At 61.7% G+C, this 17,736-nt stretch carries 17 protein-coding genes, 1 tRNA gene and 1 pseudogene; 7 read left to right on the top strand and 12 right to left on the bottom strand.

What is annotated here, in order from left to right:
* Positions 1 to 12 precede the first annotated feature (12 nt).
* From P3T43_RS19020 to P3T43_RS19010, 3 genes are all read right to left on the bottom strand, one after another.
* A complete protein-coding gene (locus tag P3T43_RS19020) occupies positions 13 to 1,599 on the bottom strand; it encodes a GMC family oxidoreductase (protein WP_429282672.1) in 1,587 nt (528 codons plus the stop codon).
* Between the two features lie 81 nt (positions 1,600 to 1,680).
* Positions 1,681 to 2,331 carry a twin-arginine translocation signal domain-containing protein gene (locus tag P3T43_RS19015; RefSeq protein WP_429282579.1) on the bottom strand — a complete coding sequence of 217 codons (651 nt, stop codon included), beginning with the start codon at positions 2,329 to 2,331 and terminating at the stop codon, positions 1,681 to 1,683.
* 46 nt (positions 2,332 to 2,377) lie between these two features.
* A complete protein-coding gene (locus P3T43_RS19010; RefSeq protein WP_429282578.1) occupies positions 2,378 to 2,776 on the bottom strand; it encodes a VOC family protein in 399 nt (132 codons plus the stop codon).
* Positions 2,777 to 3,182: 406 nt separating this feature from the next.
* Here P3T43_RS19010 and P3T43_RS19005 point away from each other — a divergent pair, with 406 nt between their 5' ends.
* Together P3T43_RS19005 and P3T43_RS19000 are read left to right on the top strand one after the other, a co-directional pair.
* On the top strand, positions 3,183 to 3,887 hold the full coding sequence (locus P3T43_RS19005; protein WP_429282577.1) for a hypothetical protein: 705 nt from the start codon (positions 3,183 to 3,185) through the stop codon (positions 3,885 to 3,887).
* Between the two features lie 177 nt (positions 3,888 to 4,064).
* Positions 4,065 to 4,385 carry a pyrimidine/purine nucleoside phosphorylase gene (locus P3T43_RS19000; RefSeq protein WP_429282576.1) on the top strand — a complete coding sequence of 107 codons (321 nt, stop codon included), beginning with the start codon at positions 4,065 to 4,067 and terminating at the stop codon, positions 4,383 to 4,385.
* Here the strand turns inward: P3T43_RS19000 and P3T43_RS18995 are convergent.
* The 6 genes and pseudogenes from P3T43_RS18995 to P3T43_RS18970 form a co-directional block, all read right to left on the bottom strand.
* Positions 4,376 to 4,777, bottom strand: a complete 402-nt coding sequence (locus P3T43_RS18995; RefSeq protein ID WP_429282671.1) for a sensor histidine kinase — start codon at positions 4,775 to 4,777, stop codon at positions 4,376 to 4,378. The two genes, P3T43_RS19000 and P3T43_RS18995, sit on opposite strands and share 10 nt — an antisense overlap.
* A gap of 197 nt (positions 4,778 to 4,974) precedes the next feature.
* Positions 4,975 to 5,130: pseudogene (locus P3T43_RS18990) on the bottom strand (histidine kinase dimerization/phospho-acceptor domain-containing protein); the annotation flags it as partial.
* A 321-nt stretch (positions 5,131 to 5,451) separates the two neighbouring features.
* Positions 5,452 to 6,570, bottom strand: a complete 1,119-nt coding sequence (locus P3T43_RS18985; RefSeq protein ID WP_429282575.1) for an acyltransferase family protein — start codon at positions 6,568 to 6,570, stop codon at positions 5,452 to 5,454.
* 170 nt (positions 6,571 to 6,740) lie between these two features.
* Positions 6,741 to 7,118 (bottom strand): nucleotide pyrophosphohydrolase, encoded by a 378-nt coding sequence (locus tag P3T43_RS18980; protein WP_429282670.1) that lies wholly within the window; start codon positions 7,116 to 7,118, stop codon positions 6,741 to 6,743.
* A 77-nt stretch (positions 7,119 to 7,195) separates the two neighbouring features.
* Entirely contained in the window at positions 7,196 to 8,191 is a 996-nt protein-coding gene (locus P3T43_RS18975) for an asparaginase (RefSeq protein ID WP_429282574.1), read from the bottom strand.
* A gap of 191 nt (positions 8,192 to 8,382) precedes the next feature.
* A complete protein-coding gene (locus tag P3T43_RS18970) occupies positions 8,383 to 9,474 on the bottom strand; it encodes a GlxA family transcriptional regulator (RefSeq protein ID WP_429282573.1) in 1,092 nt (363 codons plus the stop codon).
* A 319-nt stretch (positions 9,475 to 9,793) separates the two neighbouring features.
* Between P3T43_RS18970 and P3T43_RS18965 the strand changes: the two genes are divergently transcribed.
* The 5 genes from P3T43_RS18965 to P3T43_RS18945 all read left to right on the top strand — a co-directional run bounded on the left by P3T43_RS18965 (position 9,794) and on the right by P3T43_RS18945 (position 15,200).
* The gene (locus P3T43_RS18965; RefSeq protein ID WP_429282669.1) at positions 9,794 to 10,918 is read left to right on the top strand and encodes a branched-chain amino acid ABC transporter substrate-binding protein; all 1,125 of its coding nucleotides are present in this window, start codon (positions 9,794 to 9,796) and stop codon (positions 10,916 to 10,918) included.
* 48 nt (positions 10,919 to 10,966) lie between these two features.
* A tRNA-Val gene (locus tag P3T43_RS18960) sits at positions 10,967 to 11,043 on the top strand.
* Between the two features lie 313 nt (positions 11,044 to 11,356).
* A complete protein-coding gene (gene dhaL, locus P3T43_RS18955) occupies positions 11,357 to 13,069 on the top strand; it encodes a dihydroxyacetone kinase subunit DhaL (protein ID WP_429282572.1) in 1,713 nt (570 codons plus the stop codon).
* 233 nt (positions 13,070 to 13,302) lie between these two features.
* Positions 13,303 to 14,301, top strand: a complete 999-nt coding sequence (locus P3T43_RS18950) for a glycosyltransferase family 9 protein (RefSeq protein WP_429282571.1) — start codon at positions 13,303 to 13,305, stop codon at positions 14,299 to 14,301.
* Positions 14,298 to 15,200 (top strand): glycosyltransferase family 9 protein, encoded by a 903-nt coding sequence (locus P3T43_RS18945; protein ID WP_429282570.1) that lies wholly within the window; start codon positions 14,298 to 14,300, stop codon positions 15,198 to 15,200. Before P3T43_RS18950 ends, P3T43_RS18945 begins: the two co-directional genes overlap by 4 nt.
* Here the strand turns inward: P3T43_RS18945 and P3T43_RS18940 are convergent.
* The 3 genes from P3T43_RS18940 to P3T43_RS18930 form a co-directional block, all read right to left on the bottom strand.
* Positions 15,197 to 15,469 carry a hypothetical protein gene (locus P3T43_RS18940; RefSeq protein ID WP_429282569.1) on the bottom strand — a complete coding sequence of 91 codons (273 nt, stop codon included), beginning with the start codon at positions 15,467 to 15,469 and terminating at the stop codon, positions 15,197 to 15,199. The two genes, P3T43_RS18945 and P3T43_RS18940, sit on opposite strands and share 4 nt — an antisense overlap.
* Before the next feature lie 115 nt (positions 15,470 to 15,584).
* Positions 15,585 to 17,144 carry an FAD-dependent oxidoreductase gene (locus P3T43_RS18935; protein ID WP_429282568.1) on the bottom strand — a complete coding sequence of 520 codons (1,560 nt, stop codon included), beginning with the start codon at positions 17,142 to 17,144 and terminating at the stop codon, positions 15,585 to 15,587.
* Between the two features lie 105 nt (positions 17,145 to 17,249).
* Positions 17,250 to 17,606, bottom strand: a complete 357-nt coding sequence (locus tag P3T43_RS18930) for a hypothetical protein (RefSeq protein WP_429282567.1) — start codon at positions 17,604 to 17,606, stop codon at positions 17,250 to 17,252.
* Positions 17,607 to 17,736: the final 130 nt, after the last annotated feature.

Raw genomic sequence — 17,736 nt, 5'->3', positions numbered from 1 at the left:
CCTCCTGAAGACTCAGATCGTCCGTTTGCTCATCTGCCCGCTGATGTAATCGGCCTGGCGGATCGCCAGTGTCACGATCGTCAGGGTGGGGTTTTCTGCGGCACCGGTCGTAAATTGACTGCCATCGGAGACGAACAGGTTGGGGATATCGTGCGTTTGCCCATAGCTGTTGCACACTCCGTCTTCCGGCCGGGCACTCAGGCGTGCGGTGCCCAGGTTATGCGTCGAAGGATAGGGCGGCACGCGATACACTTTTTTCGCACCCGCCGCCGCGTAGACCGCTGAACCCTGCGTGAAGGCATGTTCGCGCATCGCTTCGTCGTTCGGATGGTCGTCAAAGTGTACGTTGGCCACCGGTTGCCCGTACTGGTCCTTGACGTCGGTATTCAATGTGACGCGGTTCGTCGCGCGCGGCATGTCCTCGCCGACAATCCACATTCCTGCCGTATAAGCATACTCGTCCATGGCCTGCGTGAATTTCGGACCCCAGGCGCCCGGATCGAGAAATGCGGCATAAAACGGCAATCCAAGCGAGACGGTTTCCATATGGTAGCCGCCCGCAAAGCCGCGCTTCGGATCGAACACCGCTTCGTCTTCGATGATGCCGGCCATCGTGGTGCCCTTGAACATCTCCACTTTCTCGTCGAACACGGCATACACCGAGCCGGTGGTGTGACGCATGTAGTTTCGCCCCACCTGGCCGGACGAGTTGGCGAGCCCGTCGGCAAACCGGCCCGAATGCGAGTTGAGCAACAGGCGTGGCGTTTCAATCGAATTTCCCGCCACCGCGATAATGCGAGCCTTTTGACGCTGCAGTTTGCCGGCGGCGTCGTAATACACCACTTCTTTCGCTTTGCCCCGTGCGTCATGCTCGATTCGAACCACGTGAGCTTGCGTGCGCAACTCCATATGGCCGGTGGCCTGGGCGCGCGGCAATTCGGTGTACAGCGTCGACCATTTGGCGCCGGTGCGGCAGCCCTGAAAGCAAAAGCCGCGCTGGAAGCAGTGACTTCGATCGTCGCGCACGACGCTGTTGATCGCCATGTGCCCGGTATTGCACTCCTTGTAGCCCACCTTCATCGCTCCGGCCGACATGACCTTGAAGTTGTTATTGCCCGGCAGACCCGGCAAGCCGTTGGTGCGCGTCACGCCCATTTTCTTCTCGGCGCGGTCGTAGTAGGGATCGAGCTCTTCGCGCGTCAACGGCCAGTCGAGCAGATTGGCGTCCTTGATGTCGCCATAGGTGGTTTTTGCCTTGAATTCATGGGCATGAATGCGCAGGCTTGCACCCGCCCAATGGGTCGTCGTGCCGCCTACGGTTTTGCAGATCCACGCGGGCAGATTGGGAAAATCCTTGGCGACGCGCCAGGTACCCGAAGTAGTGCGCTTATCCAGCCATGACAGCATCTGGAAGGAGCCCCATTCGTCGGTGAGGAAATCACCCTGAGTGTGGAGTGCGCCGGCTTCGAGCACGACGACGTTGACCCCTTTCTGCGCGAGTTCGTTCGCGAGCGTGCCGCCTCCTGCGCCCGAACCGATGATGACGACGACGTGGTCGTCATTGTGGGAAAACCGCACCTTGTTGTTATCCTGATCCATCATCTGTCTCCATGCAAAGCGGTCGACCAGCGTTAGCGTTCAAGCGCGTACCCTGGTTCCATAGGCCCGTCGCTGTCGTGGTTAGCTATCCGAAGGAATCGGGCCGCTGTCGGCGGCCGGCGGATTGGGCAGCCATGACAGGCTGTTGAATCCCTTGTACAGATAACCCGCGTCACCCTCGGATGCGCCGTAGCCGAAATGCGCGTAAGCGAGCGTATTGCTATACAGCGACACCACGGCGGTGCTGCGGACGGTGGTAAAAAATGGCGTGCTGGCCATCGATTCGACATCGCGAGCCTGCGTGAGGGGGTCGCGCTTCGCCCAGTTCGAACCGCCGAGCGCATCCAGTTGCTGGACTCCGCTCGCGAGTTGTTGCTGGACGGCCGGGTCTTTGCGGGCCTTGGCATCCAGATCCTTGACGACCAGCGCGTACACCGCGTCATCCAGGGTTGGGTGCGGATAGACCTGACGCGTGAAGGCGAGAATCACTTCGCCCTGATGGCTATCGAGTCCCTGCAGTTCAACGGCCCAGACACGGCTCGGTGCGAGCGCGGAGAAGAGGGACGAGAGCGCTAGCGTGCCGGTGATGACCCCCGTGCCTTTCAGCAACTCCCGGCGGGTGAGGGGAATCTTCAATGCAACGGACACAGCGTGTTCCGCGTGAGCGGAGTGTGCCGGATGCGCGGCGCGTTCCGCTGGGTCGGACGTAATGGGGATCACCCGGGTATTCATTTCTGTCTCCTTGGTGTGATTTGAAGTGGGGCCCGTGGGAACGGTTTTACTGGTAGTGGCCGTGGCGCTCCAGAACTTCGATCTTGTAGCCGTCTGGATCCTGAATAAAGAAGTAGCGGGCCAGCAATTCACCGCTGTCGTTGCGAAATTCGCGCATGTCGTTGGGAGTCATGCCGAGTTCGACGAGACGCTGGCGCTCGGCCTGGGCATCGTCTACGCAGAAGGCGATATGACCATAACCATCAGCGTGCGCATACGGCTCTGTGCGTCCTTTGTTCCACGTCAGTTCGATTTCCGCATCGGCCTCGGCGTTGCGTAGATAGGCGAGGGTGAATTCAGGAAAATCGAGCCGGTGCGATACATCGAGCTTGAACGCCTGACGGTAGAACTGCAGCGAACGATCGAGATCCTGTACGCGGATCATCGTGTGAATTAATTTGGCCATCACCGTGTCCCCTCCTTGTGATTCAAGTTTAGGTGGCGCAATCGGCGGGGAGGTAATGCCCGGCTAAACAGCGCTAGGGACTTGCCCTATGTTGCAGGCGCGGCAGCGCATGACGCGTGATGGGTGCGGCGTTGCCCCGAGAGCAAGCCGGCAAACCATCGCAAGAGGGCGTGCAGTGCAACACGCGAGGCGGCTGCGACATGGAATCTTCACATTAACTCAACGCGTCCGATTCACAGGTTGGTGCGCAATTCGCACGTGCGCTAGGAACGTTCACTCAACGCCGCATCGACCGGGCAGTGGCGCAATGTCGCAGCGTTGCAAAGCGCATCGGCTATCGAGCGTGGACGCGGGATGAAGAATTCCTTAAGATTTGCCCGCCCCTCAACCGCATCGAGAGCAAGACATGCTGACCTCATATTTCTGGAGTGGCGACGCCATCCGCAGTCGAAGCGTGAGCGACATCGTGCTGTCAGGCACGCTCGACGTGCCGATGCCCTCGCCACGTTTGCTGGCAGATTGGGATCGGGAGATCGCCACGCGCATGGAGTTGGAGCCCGGTGACGTCGAGGTGATGCCTTTGGCGCGCGCGCGGGTGCGCTGGCCGGAGTACCCGCGCTGCGTGCAGGCGGTGTCCGATTGGACGGCCGCGCTGGGACTGCCCGGCGTGCTGGCTGACGGAGACGTGGCGCTGATGGCGTGTCGCGGTGCGAGGTATCACCACGACGGCGCGCAATATGGCGGTGCCGCGTTTTGCAATCTCTTTCTGAGCGAGGACAAGGGGCTGGATGTGCATTTCCCCTCGTTGGGCCGGCGCATTCCTTCGACACGGGGAACGGTGCTGATATTCGACACCGGCCAGCCGCACGGCGTGATTCAGCGAGGCAGCAGCGGCTTCAACGCAACGGATTTCACGCCGGATCGGGATTACGTGCAGATATTTTTGACGTGGGAACTGCCCATTGAAGATGCCCGCGTTGCGAACGCCCTGAAGATCGCCTTCGATGTCGCCCCTGGGGCCTCGCTACGACCTGATGAGGAGCAAGTCCAGCTGAACGGCGAGCCGGTCATGGTGTGTCCGGAGTCGGGTCACTGGCTGCCGGCCGAATGAATCGCACCAGGCAGCGACAAGTAGCGCTGAGTAGCGCGTGGCGTGATTGCCTGCCTGTATCATGACGGGCTGGCGCCCATCCGACAGCGCGCGTGCGCTTCGCTCCGATCGCGCCCCGCGCGCTGCCGCAAGGCAGCGCCAACGCATCCCTTCACGTTGACCCATAGGAAGACCGCCATGACGGCCGCAACGCAATTCGATCAGGTTTCCATCATCAAACGCGCCAACGTCTATTTCGACGGCAAGTGTGTCTCGCATACCGTTCTGTTCGCAGACGGCACGCGCAAGACGCTCGGTGTGATCCTGCCTGGTGCGCTCAACTTCGGCACCGACGCGCCGGAACTCATGGAAGTGCAGGCCGGCCAATGCCGGATCCGCCTCGAAGGCAGTGACGCGTGGCAGACGTATGGCGCGGGAGAGTCGTTCTCGGTGCCCGGCAAGAGCCGCTTCGATATCGACGTGATCGAAACGCTCGACTACGTCTGCAGCTACCTGTAAAACCCGCACGGCGACCGGCGCTGCTCCAGAACGCTATAGGTTGGTCGCCGGCGCAGCCTGGCCCACTGGAAGCCGGGCCGTGTGAAGCAGGTACCCAGCTCAGCGCTCGAACACACCTCCAGCGTTCCGCCGTGCGCCTCAACGATCTTCTTGCAGATATACAGGCCGAGCCCCAGGCCGCCGCCCGGCGTGCTCGAAGGCGGGCGCCAGTACGGTTCGAAAACTTTCGGCAGAACGTGCGGCTCGATGGTGGGCCGCCATTGATGACCGACACAACGAGTTGTTCGGCTTCCGTGCGGGCTTGCACCACGATGGGGACCTCTTCCGAACCATGCGCCAGCGCATTGCCGACCAGATTGGAAAGCAGTTGCTGCAGACGGACGCTGTCGCATTGCACGGTGCCGTGAACGGCGATCTCGCTGCGCACGGCACGTGATGGATTCGAGTCACTCAACTCGCCGATCGCCGCACGAAGCACCGAGGCCAGGTCGTCCACCGGGCCGATGGTCGCCGGAATGCCTCGTCCAAGCCGCCCCCGCGCGAAATCCATCACATCGTCGATCAACCGTCCCATGCGGGCCGAGGTGCGTTTCAGACGCGTGCCGAGCGCTGCCAGGTCGATCCCGCTCGGATTGCGCATGAGCAGCTCAGCCGTGGCATCGACGGCAGCCAGCGGATTGCGCAGGTCATGTCCCAGCACGGCGATGAACTGCTCCCGAAGGTTTGCGGTCTCGCGCTCGTTCATGAGAAGCGCCTCGGTCGACCACTGGCGCTGCTCATTGTCGATCTGCATGGCGATCAGTTGAGCGAACACTTCGAACATTCGCACAATGCGGTTTTCGGAAACTTTTTCCGGGCGGGGATCGATTGCGCAGAGGTTACCGAAGTAGTCGCCGTTGGGAAGGATGATCGGCACCGAAATATAGCTCTCGGGGCCGTAGATCGCCGGCGTTGTGATGCTTGCAGTAGACCGGGTCTTCACTAAAGCGATCGATGACGATGGGCACACGCGCCTCGCGCGATTCGAAGCAGAGGGTGGTGCGCAAGTCGAGCTTGCCGCCTGGCTTCAAGGCGTCTGCAGAACCGGCTCGTTCGCAGGCAACCGCCTTAGCCGGTTCGCCACGCGGTCTTTGAGGCGCAGAAACGGTGCTTCGATGAAAAAATAGCTGGCGCTCGCCATGCCCACGGCCTCGACAATGCCAAGGGGAAAAGCGTGAGCGATCGGCAGGTTCAGGTTCGCAAAGAGTTGCTGCCAGAGATACAGGCTGAACGAAATGGTGCCGACAAAAACGAACGGCGTTGTCCGCAAGAGTCGCGAGAACCAGAATTCGCTCTGGGCGCAGAGGACAACGATCAGCACGCCAACCAGCGCGGCTTCGAGGGTAGTCCCGTACGTCGCACTCCAGAATCCACCGAGCTTCGCTTCCGCGACGGGCATGAGAAGGAACAGCACGGCGACCAGCGCAGAAGGGATCACGGTTCCGCCCCGCCATGAGCGAATCCAGTTGTCGAGGCGCGCCTTGTTGAGCGCGACGTAGCAACCAATCAGGATGGGATCGATGCCGGTATGGAACATCATGCTCAGTTGCCCGCGCAATTGCGGCGCAGCGAAATAGGTCGCCACCCGGATCAACGGCACGGCAAAGATCAGCAATACGAGCACACGTTGGCTATCACGGCGCCAGATGTAAAAGAGCAGCGGCGGCCAAAGCCAGTAAAACTGCTCTTCCAGCGCGAGGGTCCAGAAGTGGCCGAGATACCAGGCACCGTCGGCATGCAGCGCGTTCTCAGCGGCCATGCCCCCCACGCCGGAGTAGTTCCACAGGTGCAGCGCCGCGACCATGACCTGGCGGCGGTCGACGTCGGTCCATCCCAGCATCGAAAGAATGACGATAGTCGCGAGGTAGGTATAAAAAGCCGGCCAGATTCGCAAGGCCCGTTTGACGTAAAAGGGAACCAGTTTGATGCGACCCGTTCGCTTCAGTTCGGCCTGCAGAATACTGGTGATCAGAAACCCGCTCAGGACGAAAAAGACCAGTACGCCGAGGCGACCGTCGGACACCAGCCGCTGCGGCCTCAGAAGTCCGGTATAGCCGCCGGCGAGCACACGTTGCGCATGACCCACGACAACCATCGTCACCGCGATAGCCCGCAGCCCCGTCAGCTCTTGCACACGATTTTTCATTGGCCTGTTTCCCGCCTGGATTATGGGTGGTCCAGCCTTGTCACACAACGGGGTGGGAATCAGCGTGGATGTGCCGCGATAAGTTTCCTCGAAAAAAACTCAAGCAAAATTGAATAAAAATTCACCGGCGCGATTATTTAATGCGCCGGGCTGATGGCCGGTCTGCGTGACTAGCGGCTTTTATCCTTGTACTCGGTGTACTTGCGCGAATCGCCGCGCACCTGATCGGCGGGATACTTGGCGCGGTTGAGCACCATCTTTTCCTGCACGGCCTGAAACAGGTCGACGTCCAGTTTATCGGCGAGGCGAACGAGGTAGAGGAGGACATCGGCCATCTCGTGTCGAATGGCGGTCACCCTGGCTTCGTCGAGTTCGCCTGGGTCGCCGGAGACAAGCCATTGAAAAGGTTCGAGCAGTTCGCTTGCCTCGACGCTCAATGCAGTGGCCAGGTTTTTTGGCGTGTGGAATTTGTCCCAGTCGCGCTCGCTCACGAATTGACGCATGATTTCGCGAATTTCCACCAGGTCATGTTGCACTTCGGATTTCATCAGGTGGCTTCCTTCAAAGGGCTTGAACGATTCGCCTAGATGATAAGCGCAACGCGACAGCGCGCGCAGCGTGCGCTTCAATAGCGGTAAAACACATCCTGCAGTTCAGCGCTGTGCCGCCCATCGCTCAGGGACAGCATGAGCAGGAGCCGTGCTTTCTGCGGCACCTGGTCGTCGACCACGAGCCAGTCGTATTCGTCGTCGGGTTGCGCGCCGTTGCGTATGACGATGCCGCTGCCGGTGCGCGATGCCCGCACGATCTGCACGCCACGGCGCCGCGCCTTGAGCAGCGCACCCACGACATGGCCGGCGACATTACCGTTGCCGGTCGCCGCGTAAATCAGCCCGCGAATGCCGGTTTGCGCAGTGGCTTCGATGACAGCCGCGTCGATGCCGCCATGCGCATAGACAATGCCGACTTCCGGCAAGCGGTCGAGCCGGTCGATCGACCATTGGGTGTCGACCGTATGGCTGCGCGCAGGGGTCCGGTAATAGCGCGGGCTGCCTTCCACGATATAGCCCAGCGGTCCATAGGGAGAGCGAAACGATTCCAGTTTGAACGTGCTGGTCTTGACGACATCGCGCGCGCTATGGATTTCATCGTTGGACACCACGAGCGTGCCCTTGGCGCGGGAGGCTGGGCTGCTGGCGACCCGCACCGCGTTGTACAGGTTCAGCGGACCATCGGCGCTGAGCGAAGACGGCGGCCGCATCGAGCCGACTACCACGACAGGCTTGAGGCTCTTGAGCGTCAGGTGCAGAAAGTAGGCGGTTTCGTCGATCGTGTCGGTGCCATGCGTCACCACGATGCCGTCGATATCGTCCTGCTTGAGCAACCTGTCGATGCGCTTGCCGAGTGTCAGCAGATGTTCGGTCGAAAAATTCTCGGAGCCGATCTGCATCAGTTGTTCAGCGCTCACGCGTGCAACGGAGTCCACTTCGGGAATGCCCGACAGGACCTCGCCGATGGACAGAACCGAACACGCATAAGCCGACGTATGGACGGACGATGCCCCGCGGCCGGCAATCGTGCCGCCGGTGCCGATCACGACGATATGGGCCTTCTCTTTCATGGATCTTCTGCTCGCAAGCGTTGTGCGGACTGATACGCACGACGTGCGCCAGCCGCTCTCCAGCGGTACCTCATGCGTGGGCGACCGCGCCACGCCGTGGCGAATGTGAATGTACGGGTAAAGCCCGAGGAGAGAATTGAACCAATGTGCAGAAAAACAGAAGAAAAGCGCCACGGGGTGGCAAGCCTGCCTCATTCTTCCAGCGTCGGCACCCCGAGTGAGGCGCGCAACTTGCCGGGTGTGGCGCCATAGTTTTCCTTGAACACGCGAATGAAATGCGCGGAGTCGGCGAAGCCGCACTCATAAGCGATGTCGGTGACGCGGCGGGCGGTATTCAGCAGCATCCAGCGTGCGTAGCGCAGGCGCATTTGCCGGTAGAACTCGTTGGGCGAGGTTTTCGTGGCCACCATGAAGGCGCGTTCGAGTTGCCGCACGCTGGTGCCGCTCATCTTGGCGATTACGGCGATATTCAGGGGTGCTTCGAGGTTTTCTTCCATGAGGATGATGGCGTGCCGTACCGTCACGTCTTCAACGGAAAGGTAGCCGAGCGCGCTGCGCCGTTCCACGAACGAGGCGCCGCTCTGGCGGCTCACGGTCATCTGATGGATCACCTTCGACGCGCGGTCCGGCCCGCAATGCAGGCTGATCAGGCGCGTCGCGAGTTCGATCACCGAAACCCCGCCCGCGCACGTGATGCGTTTGCCGTCGATCAGGTAATCGCTGTGCGTGACGACGCGCAGCGCCGGGAACATGCACTGATAGTCTTCCAGGTGGAAACTGTGTACGCAGGCCACGTGCCCCTCCATCAGCCCCGCACGCGCCAGCACGAAGCTGCCGGTACACATGCCGATCAACGGAATGCCGGCTTGCTCCGCCTGGCGAAGGTAGTCCCAGTAGCGGGGGCTGACCTGATCGAGATGCGGCAGGAGGCCGCCAATCGCGACGATGTAATCGAACTGCTGCGGTGCCGGAAAGGCCGCTTGCACGGTCACCGTGACGCCGCAACTCGCCTCGACTACTTCGTCCTGCTCACCGATGATTTTCCACGAGCAGCGCAATGGCCGGCTTTGATCGCCGAGATCGGCGGCGTGTCGCAAGGCATCGCATAGCCCTGCGAGCGAGAGCAGCGGAAAACGCGGCCACAGCAGGAACGCCACGTTGAGTTCGGCATTCGAGCGGCCGGTGCGCTGTTCGGGCAGGGCTGCGGCGTGGTCGAGACGATCGACCAGTTCGCGGCCCGCGGGCTGGTTGCCGCCGCTCACTGCAGGTCCGGTATTGCGCATGGCTGCGTCCTGATCGAAGAAACGAGGTGTCCATTGAACCCGGCCAGTATAAGGGCGCCTGACGGTACGGGCGACCCGGCTGGGGCTGGCGCATTTCTTCTATTTTCGGGCCGATCGCTTCAATGCCGATCTTTTCGTCCTGACTACATTCGCTTCAACCCTTTCACGATATCGCCGTTGCCCGTAAGCCTCTCAAGCAAACGGACGACCGCGGAGATTCGTCGGGGCAGGCGAACGCGCAATTCTCTGCGAATGGCGTTCCGGGTCGATCCATCACGATGGCGGGTGAAGCATGAGCATGTTCGTAGGGTTTCGTCGTATGACGACGATCGGCATTCTGGGTGGGCTGGCCACAGCGGGCATCGGCCACGCAGAGGCGGATCAGGTGGTCAAGATCGGTCACGTGGCTCCGTTGACGGGACCGAATGCCGAATGGGGCAAGGACACGGAAAACGGCGCACGTCTCGCGGTGGAGGAAATCAACGCAAAAGGCCTCGTGATCAACGGCCAGAAGGTGACGCTCGAACTCGACGCGCAGGATGATGCCTCGGATCCGCGCCAGGGCACCCAGGTGGCGCAGAAACTGGTCGACGATCATGTCGTCGCGGTGGTCGGGCATATGAACTCCGGCACCACGATTCCCGCGTCGAAGATCTACAGCGACGCGGGCATCGTGCAGGTGTCGCCTTCGGCAACCAACCCGGTCTACACGCAACAGGGCTTCAAAACCACGTACCGGGTGGTGGCGACGGACGCGCAGCAAGGACCCGCGCTCGCCAACTACGCGCAGAAGGATCTAAAGGCGAAGACGGTGGCGATTGTTGACGACGCAACCGCTTACGGCCAGGGGCTCGCCAACGAGTTCGAAAAGCAGGCGAAGATGGATGGGCTGACGGTGCTGTCGCACGACGCAACCAACGACAAGGCAGTGGACTTCCGCTCGATCCTCACGAGAATCAAGGGCGAGCATCCGGACATCATCATGTATGGCGGCATGGATGCCACCGGTGGCCCGTTCGCCAAGCAGGCGCGTGCGCTGGCGATTAGCGCGCGCGTGCTGGGCGGCGACGGTCTGTGCGCCGATTCGCTCGCGAAACTGGCGGGTGACGCCGCGGACAACGTGGTGTGCTCGATTGCCGGCATGCCGCTCGAAAAGATGCCTGACGGTCCCGCCTTCGAGCAACGCTACGAGGCGCGCTTTCACCAGCACGTGCAGCTCAATGCGCCATTTGCGTATGACGCCGTGTACATCATCGTCGATGCCATGAAGCGGGCGCATTCCACGCAAGCCACCGACATTCTCGCCGCGATGCCCGCTGCGGATTTCGTCGGCGTGCTAGGGCGTACGCAGTTCGATACGCACGGCGATCTGCGGCAGGGCGCGATTTCCCTGTATGACTACAAGAGCGGCAAGCAGACGCTGCTCGCGGTGGTGAAGATGTGATCGGGGCTTGTGCTGCGCAACGAGAGTCTCTATAATTCGCGCCTCTAAAGGCTCGTAGCTCAGTTGGTTAGAGCACCACCTTGACATGGTGGGGGTCGTTGGTTCGAATCCAATCGAGCCTACCAACGCATCATCGACGCAGACGGAAGCTGTTTCATTGAGGCTTCAATGGCATCAGCTTCTGTCTACTGTCGTGTTTCGCTGTGTTCTTCGCTGCATTCTTCCTTACGCGCTGATCGCGCAATCTTCCCGCCTTTTTTCCTGAAGCAATCCCGGACCTCGCAATGCGATGCGACGCCGCACGCCAAGGCGCGGTAAAGTCAGGTTTCCGGCGATGTGTTTGCAACTGTCCCGCAACAGTCTCGCAGTCATTCTCGCAACCTCAGCCGCAACGGGCTCATGATGCACAGCCTGCGGCCTACAAGGAAGCTGGCGCATATGAAGAAGCTCATCAACGAGGTTTCCGCGGTCGTCCCCGACATGCTCGACGGACTTGCCGCGCTCAATCCCGGTCTTTCGTTGCTGCAAGGCGGCACGATCATCGTACGTGCCGACGCCGAAACCGCGGCCCGGCGCGCTGAAGTCGCGCTGATTTCCGGCGGTGGCTCCGGTCACGAACCGGCCCATGCGGGCTATGTGGGTCCGGGCATGTTGAGCGCGGCGGTGGCGGGCGAAGTATTCACCTCGCCTTCAACGGATGCCGTGCTCGATGCGATTCGTGCCGTTGCCGGCCCCGCAGGCGTGCTGCTCATCGTCAAGAATTACACGGGAGACCGCTTCAACTTTGGTCTTGCTGCCGAGCTTGCGCGTGCCGAAGGCATCGCGGTCGAGATGGTGATCGTCGCGGACGACGTCGCGCTCTCGGCCGCCGGCGAGCACGCCGGCCGGCGAGGTTTGGCGGGCACGGTGCTGGTTCACAAGATCGCGGGCGCCGCTGCCGCCGAAGGGCGGCCGCTCGACGAAGTCGCGCAGGCCGCACGCGAGGCGGCGGCCATGCTCGGCACGATGGGTGTTGCGCTGACGCCGTGCACGGTGCCGGCGGCGGGGAAGGCGGGCTTCGCGCTGGCTGACGACGAGATCGAGTGGGGGCTCGGGATTCACGGCGAACCCGGCGTCGAGCGCGGCGCGCTGGAACCGGCGGATGCCATCGTCGCGCGCCTGCTGACCCGGATTCTTGACGACCTCGCGTTGCCTGCGGGCGAGCGCGTCGCCTTGCTGGTGAACAACCTGGGCGGCACGCCGCAGAGCGAATTGAACATCGTCGCCGCTTCCGCACTGCGTTTTCTCGCCGCGCGCAGCATCGACGTGCAACGCGCATGGGCCGGCACTTTTCTGAGTGCGCTCGAAATGGCCGGTGTTTCGCTCACCTTGTTGCGCCTCGACGATCAGCGGCTCGCACGGCTCGATGCCGCAGCGCACACCTCGGCGTGGCCCGCATTGAGCGGCCGCGTGGCACAGGCATCGGTCAAAGCGGTGCCCGCTGCACCGCGGGATTCGAGCGGCGCGCGGCTCGCTCGCGAATCGGCGCTGCGCCACGTGATCGAAGCGGTTTGCGCGTGTCTGATCGAAGCGGAAGCGGTGTTGACCGAGATGGATCAGCGCGTCGGCGATGGCGATCTCGGCATCAGTCTCGCGCGCGGCGCACGGGGCATCCTGCACGACATCGATTCCTACCCGTCCGCGGCGGCGCCGGGCGCTGTGCTGCGTGCGCTCTCCGCGACCGTGCGACGGGTGGTCGGCGGCACCTCGGGGCCACTCTATGCCGTGCTGTTGCTGCGCGCAGGGAGCGTGCTCGATCCATCCAGCGAAGCTGCCGACGCGAAGGGTTGGGCGGACGCGTTTAGCGCGGGTGTCGCAGCGTTGATGGAACTCGGCGGTGCGCATCCAGGCGATCGCACGATGGTCGATGCGCTGTTGCCCGCCGTGGATGCATTGCGAGCCGCGCTCGCGCAATCCGCCGATACCGACGCCGCTTTGCGGGCGGCGGTCGATGCGGCGACTGCAGGCGCTGTACAAACGGCGTCGATGAGTCCGAGGCTTGGGCGTTCCAGTTATGTCGGCAAACGCGCGCTTGGCTTTGAGGATCCCGGTGCGCACGCCGTCGGACTTTGGCTGGCGGCGATTCGTGGCGCGCTGCGAGGGGACGCGTGAGGCGGTAAGGCGTGGGCCACTGGCGCGTCGGCACTCCCCTTGCATGTCGGACAGGGCTTCGCAAAGCCGCGAAGAAATGCTTTGAATCAAGCCTGTAAGTTCCCTAGGCAATCTGTAAGCACGGCCCGCCAGACCGCGTCTGAAATCAGAAATATCCGGCGAGAGTTCGAAGCCCGTACCCTGCTGGTTGTATGGCAAGATGCGGTCGAATCTACTTCGGCTGGATTAAGTGTATGGCGAACCTTCGGGCGAAACAGGCGGATCGCACCGGCTCGAGTGGCGGCGGTGTGCCTGACATTCACCGCAGCCCGCGCAGCGCCGCTTTTGTCATGTCGCCCGCCTTGGGCGACACCCTGAATCTGCTGATCGTTGCGCACAATCTCTCGCTCGCAGGCTGGCGAGTGGATGTGTTTGGCGCCCACGCTTACGCGCTCGCCGACTGGTTTCCTCATCTGCGCATTGCGCCTGCACTGACCCCGGCCGACGCGCGCGGCGTACTCACGAATTACCCGTTTGTCATCCAGATGCATCGAGATCGACCGCTCGCACAGGTCGGCGACTGGCATGCGGGTTTTATCGACTTGCATGAAGTGGAGTACGCGAAGAATTTCCATTGCATGGCGAAGCGTTTCGCCGTCTTTGCGGCGGCCCGATTCGACCTTGGCGACGCAGTTGTCTCGAATGGCATGCGTCCTCCCGCCGGCTTGAAGTTTCGCAAGCATGCTTCGCGCGTCGCGGTCCATCCCGAGGCCAGCACGCCCGACAAACGCTGGCTGCCGGAGCGTTTTCTCGAACTGTCCCGACGTCTGCAGGCAAGCGGCCTGCAGATTGAATTCGTGATGGAAGCGCGCGAGCGTTCCCGTTGGGAAAATCTGCCCGGCGAGCGTCCACTGTTGCGCTCATTTGCATCATCGGCACTGTTGGCGGAATGGCTTTATGAATCCGGCTGGTTTATTGGCAACGATTCCGGCATTGGACATCTAGCCTCGTCGCTCGGAATTCCCACGTTGACTTTATTTCGCCGGCGCGGCGCTGCGCAGCGTTGGCGTCCCGGCTTCACGACGGGGGACATCGTGTTGCCGTCATGGTGGGTACCGACGGCAGGGTTGAAGGAGCGCTGGTGGCGCGAAAGCATCACGGTCGCCCGTGTCGTGAACGCGTTTCGTGGGCTGCGCTCACGTGTGATAGGGCCGGCGTCGCAGATGGGCTCAACGGAAATTCTGGAAAGATGAAGGCGAAGCTCAGGGCAGCCGGTTCGATTGCCGTGATGATGCCCACGGCAATCGGCGATTCGCTACTAATGATGGTGCTCGTGAACAATCTGGTCAGGAATGACTGCCGACTCACCGTGTTCAGCGAGGTCATAAAAGATCTCGCCGACTGGTTTCCGGGTATCGACGTACGGGGTGACGCCGAAGCGGAGAGCGCCCCTGAAGCATTCGATCTGGTGATCCAGTTGCGCGCGACGGAATTCGGCAAAGCGCTCGCAGCAAACGGTGAAGTCTGCGAGATCGTTCGCTTCGACGCCTTCCAGGCGAGTGGACACATGATCGACTTGATCGTCGCGGTGGCTCGCGACACGTTCGGTCTGGCGGACATTACACGTCACAATGGCATGACGATGCCGAACTGGGTGCGCTTCCGGGCTCACGAACGGCGTGTGGCGATTCATCCGACCGGCAGTCACATCGAGAAGATGTGGCCGCGCAAGAAGTTCGTCGCGCTCGCGCAGAAGCTCGTCCAGCGGGATTTGCATCCCTCCTTGCTGGTCGCGCCTTGCGAGCAGAACACCTGGTTGACCGACAAGGATGCGGCTCCACGGGTCCATTCGTTCGACAGACTGTCCGATGTGGCCGTGTGGATAGCCGAGTCAGGGTGGTTCATTGGCAACGACTCCGGTCTGGGGCATCTGGCATCGGCGCTAGGCGTACCCACTTTATCGCTGTTCATGCGCCGCGGTATCGCGCGTAGGTGGCGGCCCAACTGGGGACGCGGTGCAATCGTGCTGCCCTATAACCTGTTCGTTGTCGGAGCCCTTAAGGAGCGCTATTGGAAACTGGCGCTCACCGGACACAGCGTACTGCGCTCGTTCGATCGTTTGCGGCGCGCAGAGCGTCCACACGGACGCTAACGCCGCGAGCGAGGCGCGATCTGCACCATGGTCTCGCGAGGGGCTGGCGTGATGTCGGTCGTGGCCTTGTTCATAGCGAGCTCAAGCGTGCCGAGCAATTCGCCGAGCCGGTTGATTCGGGCTCGCTGCGAAGGCACGACAGGGCGCTTGCCCAGTGAATCGAGCCGTCCGCGCCAGTAGGAAATAGGCGGAATGGTGTGCTTCACCGAGAGGTGCGCAAAAACGTATTCGAAGTGCTGGAGTTCCTGTTCGACGTCATGATGATTCATCGCGTCTCCGTGGCCGATTGTTATTTGATTGGCGCTGTGCGCCGCGCGTGCGTCAAGCTTCCCGTCGCGCCTGATTGTCATGTCCGGCGCTTATCAGCAGATCGCAATCCGTCTTTCACGTGGTGGCGCTCGCGGCCTCCTGCTCGCTGACCATCCGCAGCGCTTCCGTAGATGAGAGACCTGTCTGCATTGACTCGATCAATCGAGCGGTCGCCGCTTCGCGTTCACAGGCCAATGCAGCAACCACAATGCCCGCTTTGACGTACAAGGCGAGAAACCGGTGTTTCTCCAGTTCGCCATCAATCACGATCTCGTCCCAACTGCTCGCGTATCCGAGGTATTCGAAGGTTTTGCCATAGTGATACGTCCAGAAATACGGCACGCCGGTGTAGCGATTGCGCGCGCCGCACATGTTCTGTGCGGCAATGAACGCATGTTGTTGGGCGAGCCGCCAATGTTCGATGCGCACAGGCTCCTGGTCGTCATACAGTGGAAACGCCGCGATATCGCCGGCAGCGTAAAGTCCCGGCGCTGCCTGCATGCCCGCGTTGACGAGCACGGCGCCGTCCTTCTGCAAGGGCAATCCCTCAACGAAACCTGTAGACGGCGAAACACCTGTGCCAACCAGTACGACATCCGCGCCAAGACGTGTGCCGTTCTCAAGCACGACTTCACGAACATGGCTATCGCCCGCAAACGCGACGACCTTTTCGTTCAATCTGAAGATGACACCGTTGCTTTCGTGCAGAGTCTGAAACAGCATACCCAGGCGAGGCCCGAACTGACGTTCGAACGGCACCTTTTCGGGAGTCACGACGGTGACCCGAAGGCCGCGTTTGCGCAGCGCAGACGCAACTTCCAGCCCGATAAAGCCGCTGCCGACGATAACCGCCCGCTGTGCGTTTTCCAGCCCGCTGCATATCGCCACCGCGTCTTGCAGGGTGCGCAGCGCGTAGATCGATCCAAGATCGCGGCCCGGTAACGGAGGGACAACGGGTGTACTGCCCGACGCGAGGAGCGCGGTTTCGTAGGCAAGCGTTCGTCCGTTGTCCAAACGAATCTGGCGCTTAGGCACGTCGAGACTGACAATCGTGCCTGTGACGCGTTCTATGTGATGCTCCTTCAGCCAGTTCGAGGGCAACAACGGCGGCACGTCGCCGGTCGCCATTTCTCCCGCTGGCACGAATTTGCTGAGCGCAGTGCGATCGTACGGTTCCTGGGATTCCTCTCCAATCAGCGTGAGGTGCCCGGTAAAGCCGTTCGAACGCAATGCGACGCAGGCCGCCGCGCCTGCCGCACCGGCGCCGATCACGACAAATTTCGACGTGTCGCTTACCGCTGCGGCGCTGGGCTTCTCAAGCTTTTGCGGCGTCACCATCACCTCGCCATCGCGTACTTCGACGGGATAACGGTCAAGACTCATCAACGCCGGTGGCTGTAGCACTTCTCCGCTCGTGGCGTCGAAAGTGCCTTTGTGCCACGGGCAAATAATATGGCCGTTGCAAAGCGCACCTTCTTCCAGCGGCCCGCCGGCGTGCGGGCACTCTGCGCCAAACGCATGCACCGTGTCGCCATTGCGGACGAGCAGAATCTTCTCGCCGTCTATTTCGACGCGCGTGGCGTGATCTTCAGGTAGCTGCGCTAACTGGCTGACGCGCTGGGCAACTGCTGCCATGGTGAGCCTCCTTGCAGATACAGCAGACGTGAATATTCCAACGCGGTACAAGCAGCGGTGGCGCTAACGCCACCGCCCGCTCGACTACCTCCTACGATGGACACCTTACTGACCGTTCTGCATGGTGCCGTTGGGTGCCATCTGGCCCGGCATTGTGTTGCTGTTCGAACGGTTCATCGTGGCGGAATTAGGTGTCGAGCCGGTGCCCGTGCCCACGCCGCCGCCTGTAGCGGTGGTGCCCGGCGAGCCGTAGCCGCTCGTATCGCCCGAACGGTTCATGCCGCCCGCACCGCCAACGCCCGGCGACACGGTTCCGGCTGCGCCACCCGCATTCCCGCCACCCGCGCCGATGCCGCCCCCGCCATTACCACCTGCGCCCGCGCCGCCTGCTTGCGCGTAGACACCACCAGACAGCGCCATGACGAGCGCAGACGCCAGAATTTTCTTCGTTGTGCTGTTCATTTTCCGATCCTCCAGAGTAAGGTCTTTGACGCAAACGGAGGTCCGTCTGCTCAATTACTCTGGCCGCAAGCAGCGTGCCTCATGGAGACAGTCAATGCGCGGTGACTCGACCCATTACAGGTATGTCTTG

Origin of the sequence: Paraburkholderia sp. GAS41 (assembly GCF_050436545.1) — a bacterium.
Classification (GTDB): Bacteria; Pseudomonadota; Gammaproteobacteria; order Burkholderiales; family Burkholderiaceae; genus Paraburkholderia.
Note: the sequence above shows the minus strand (reverse complement) of the source record. Positions and strands in the feature narration are given on the sequence as shown.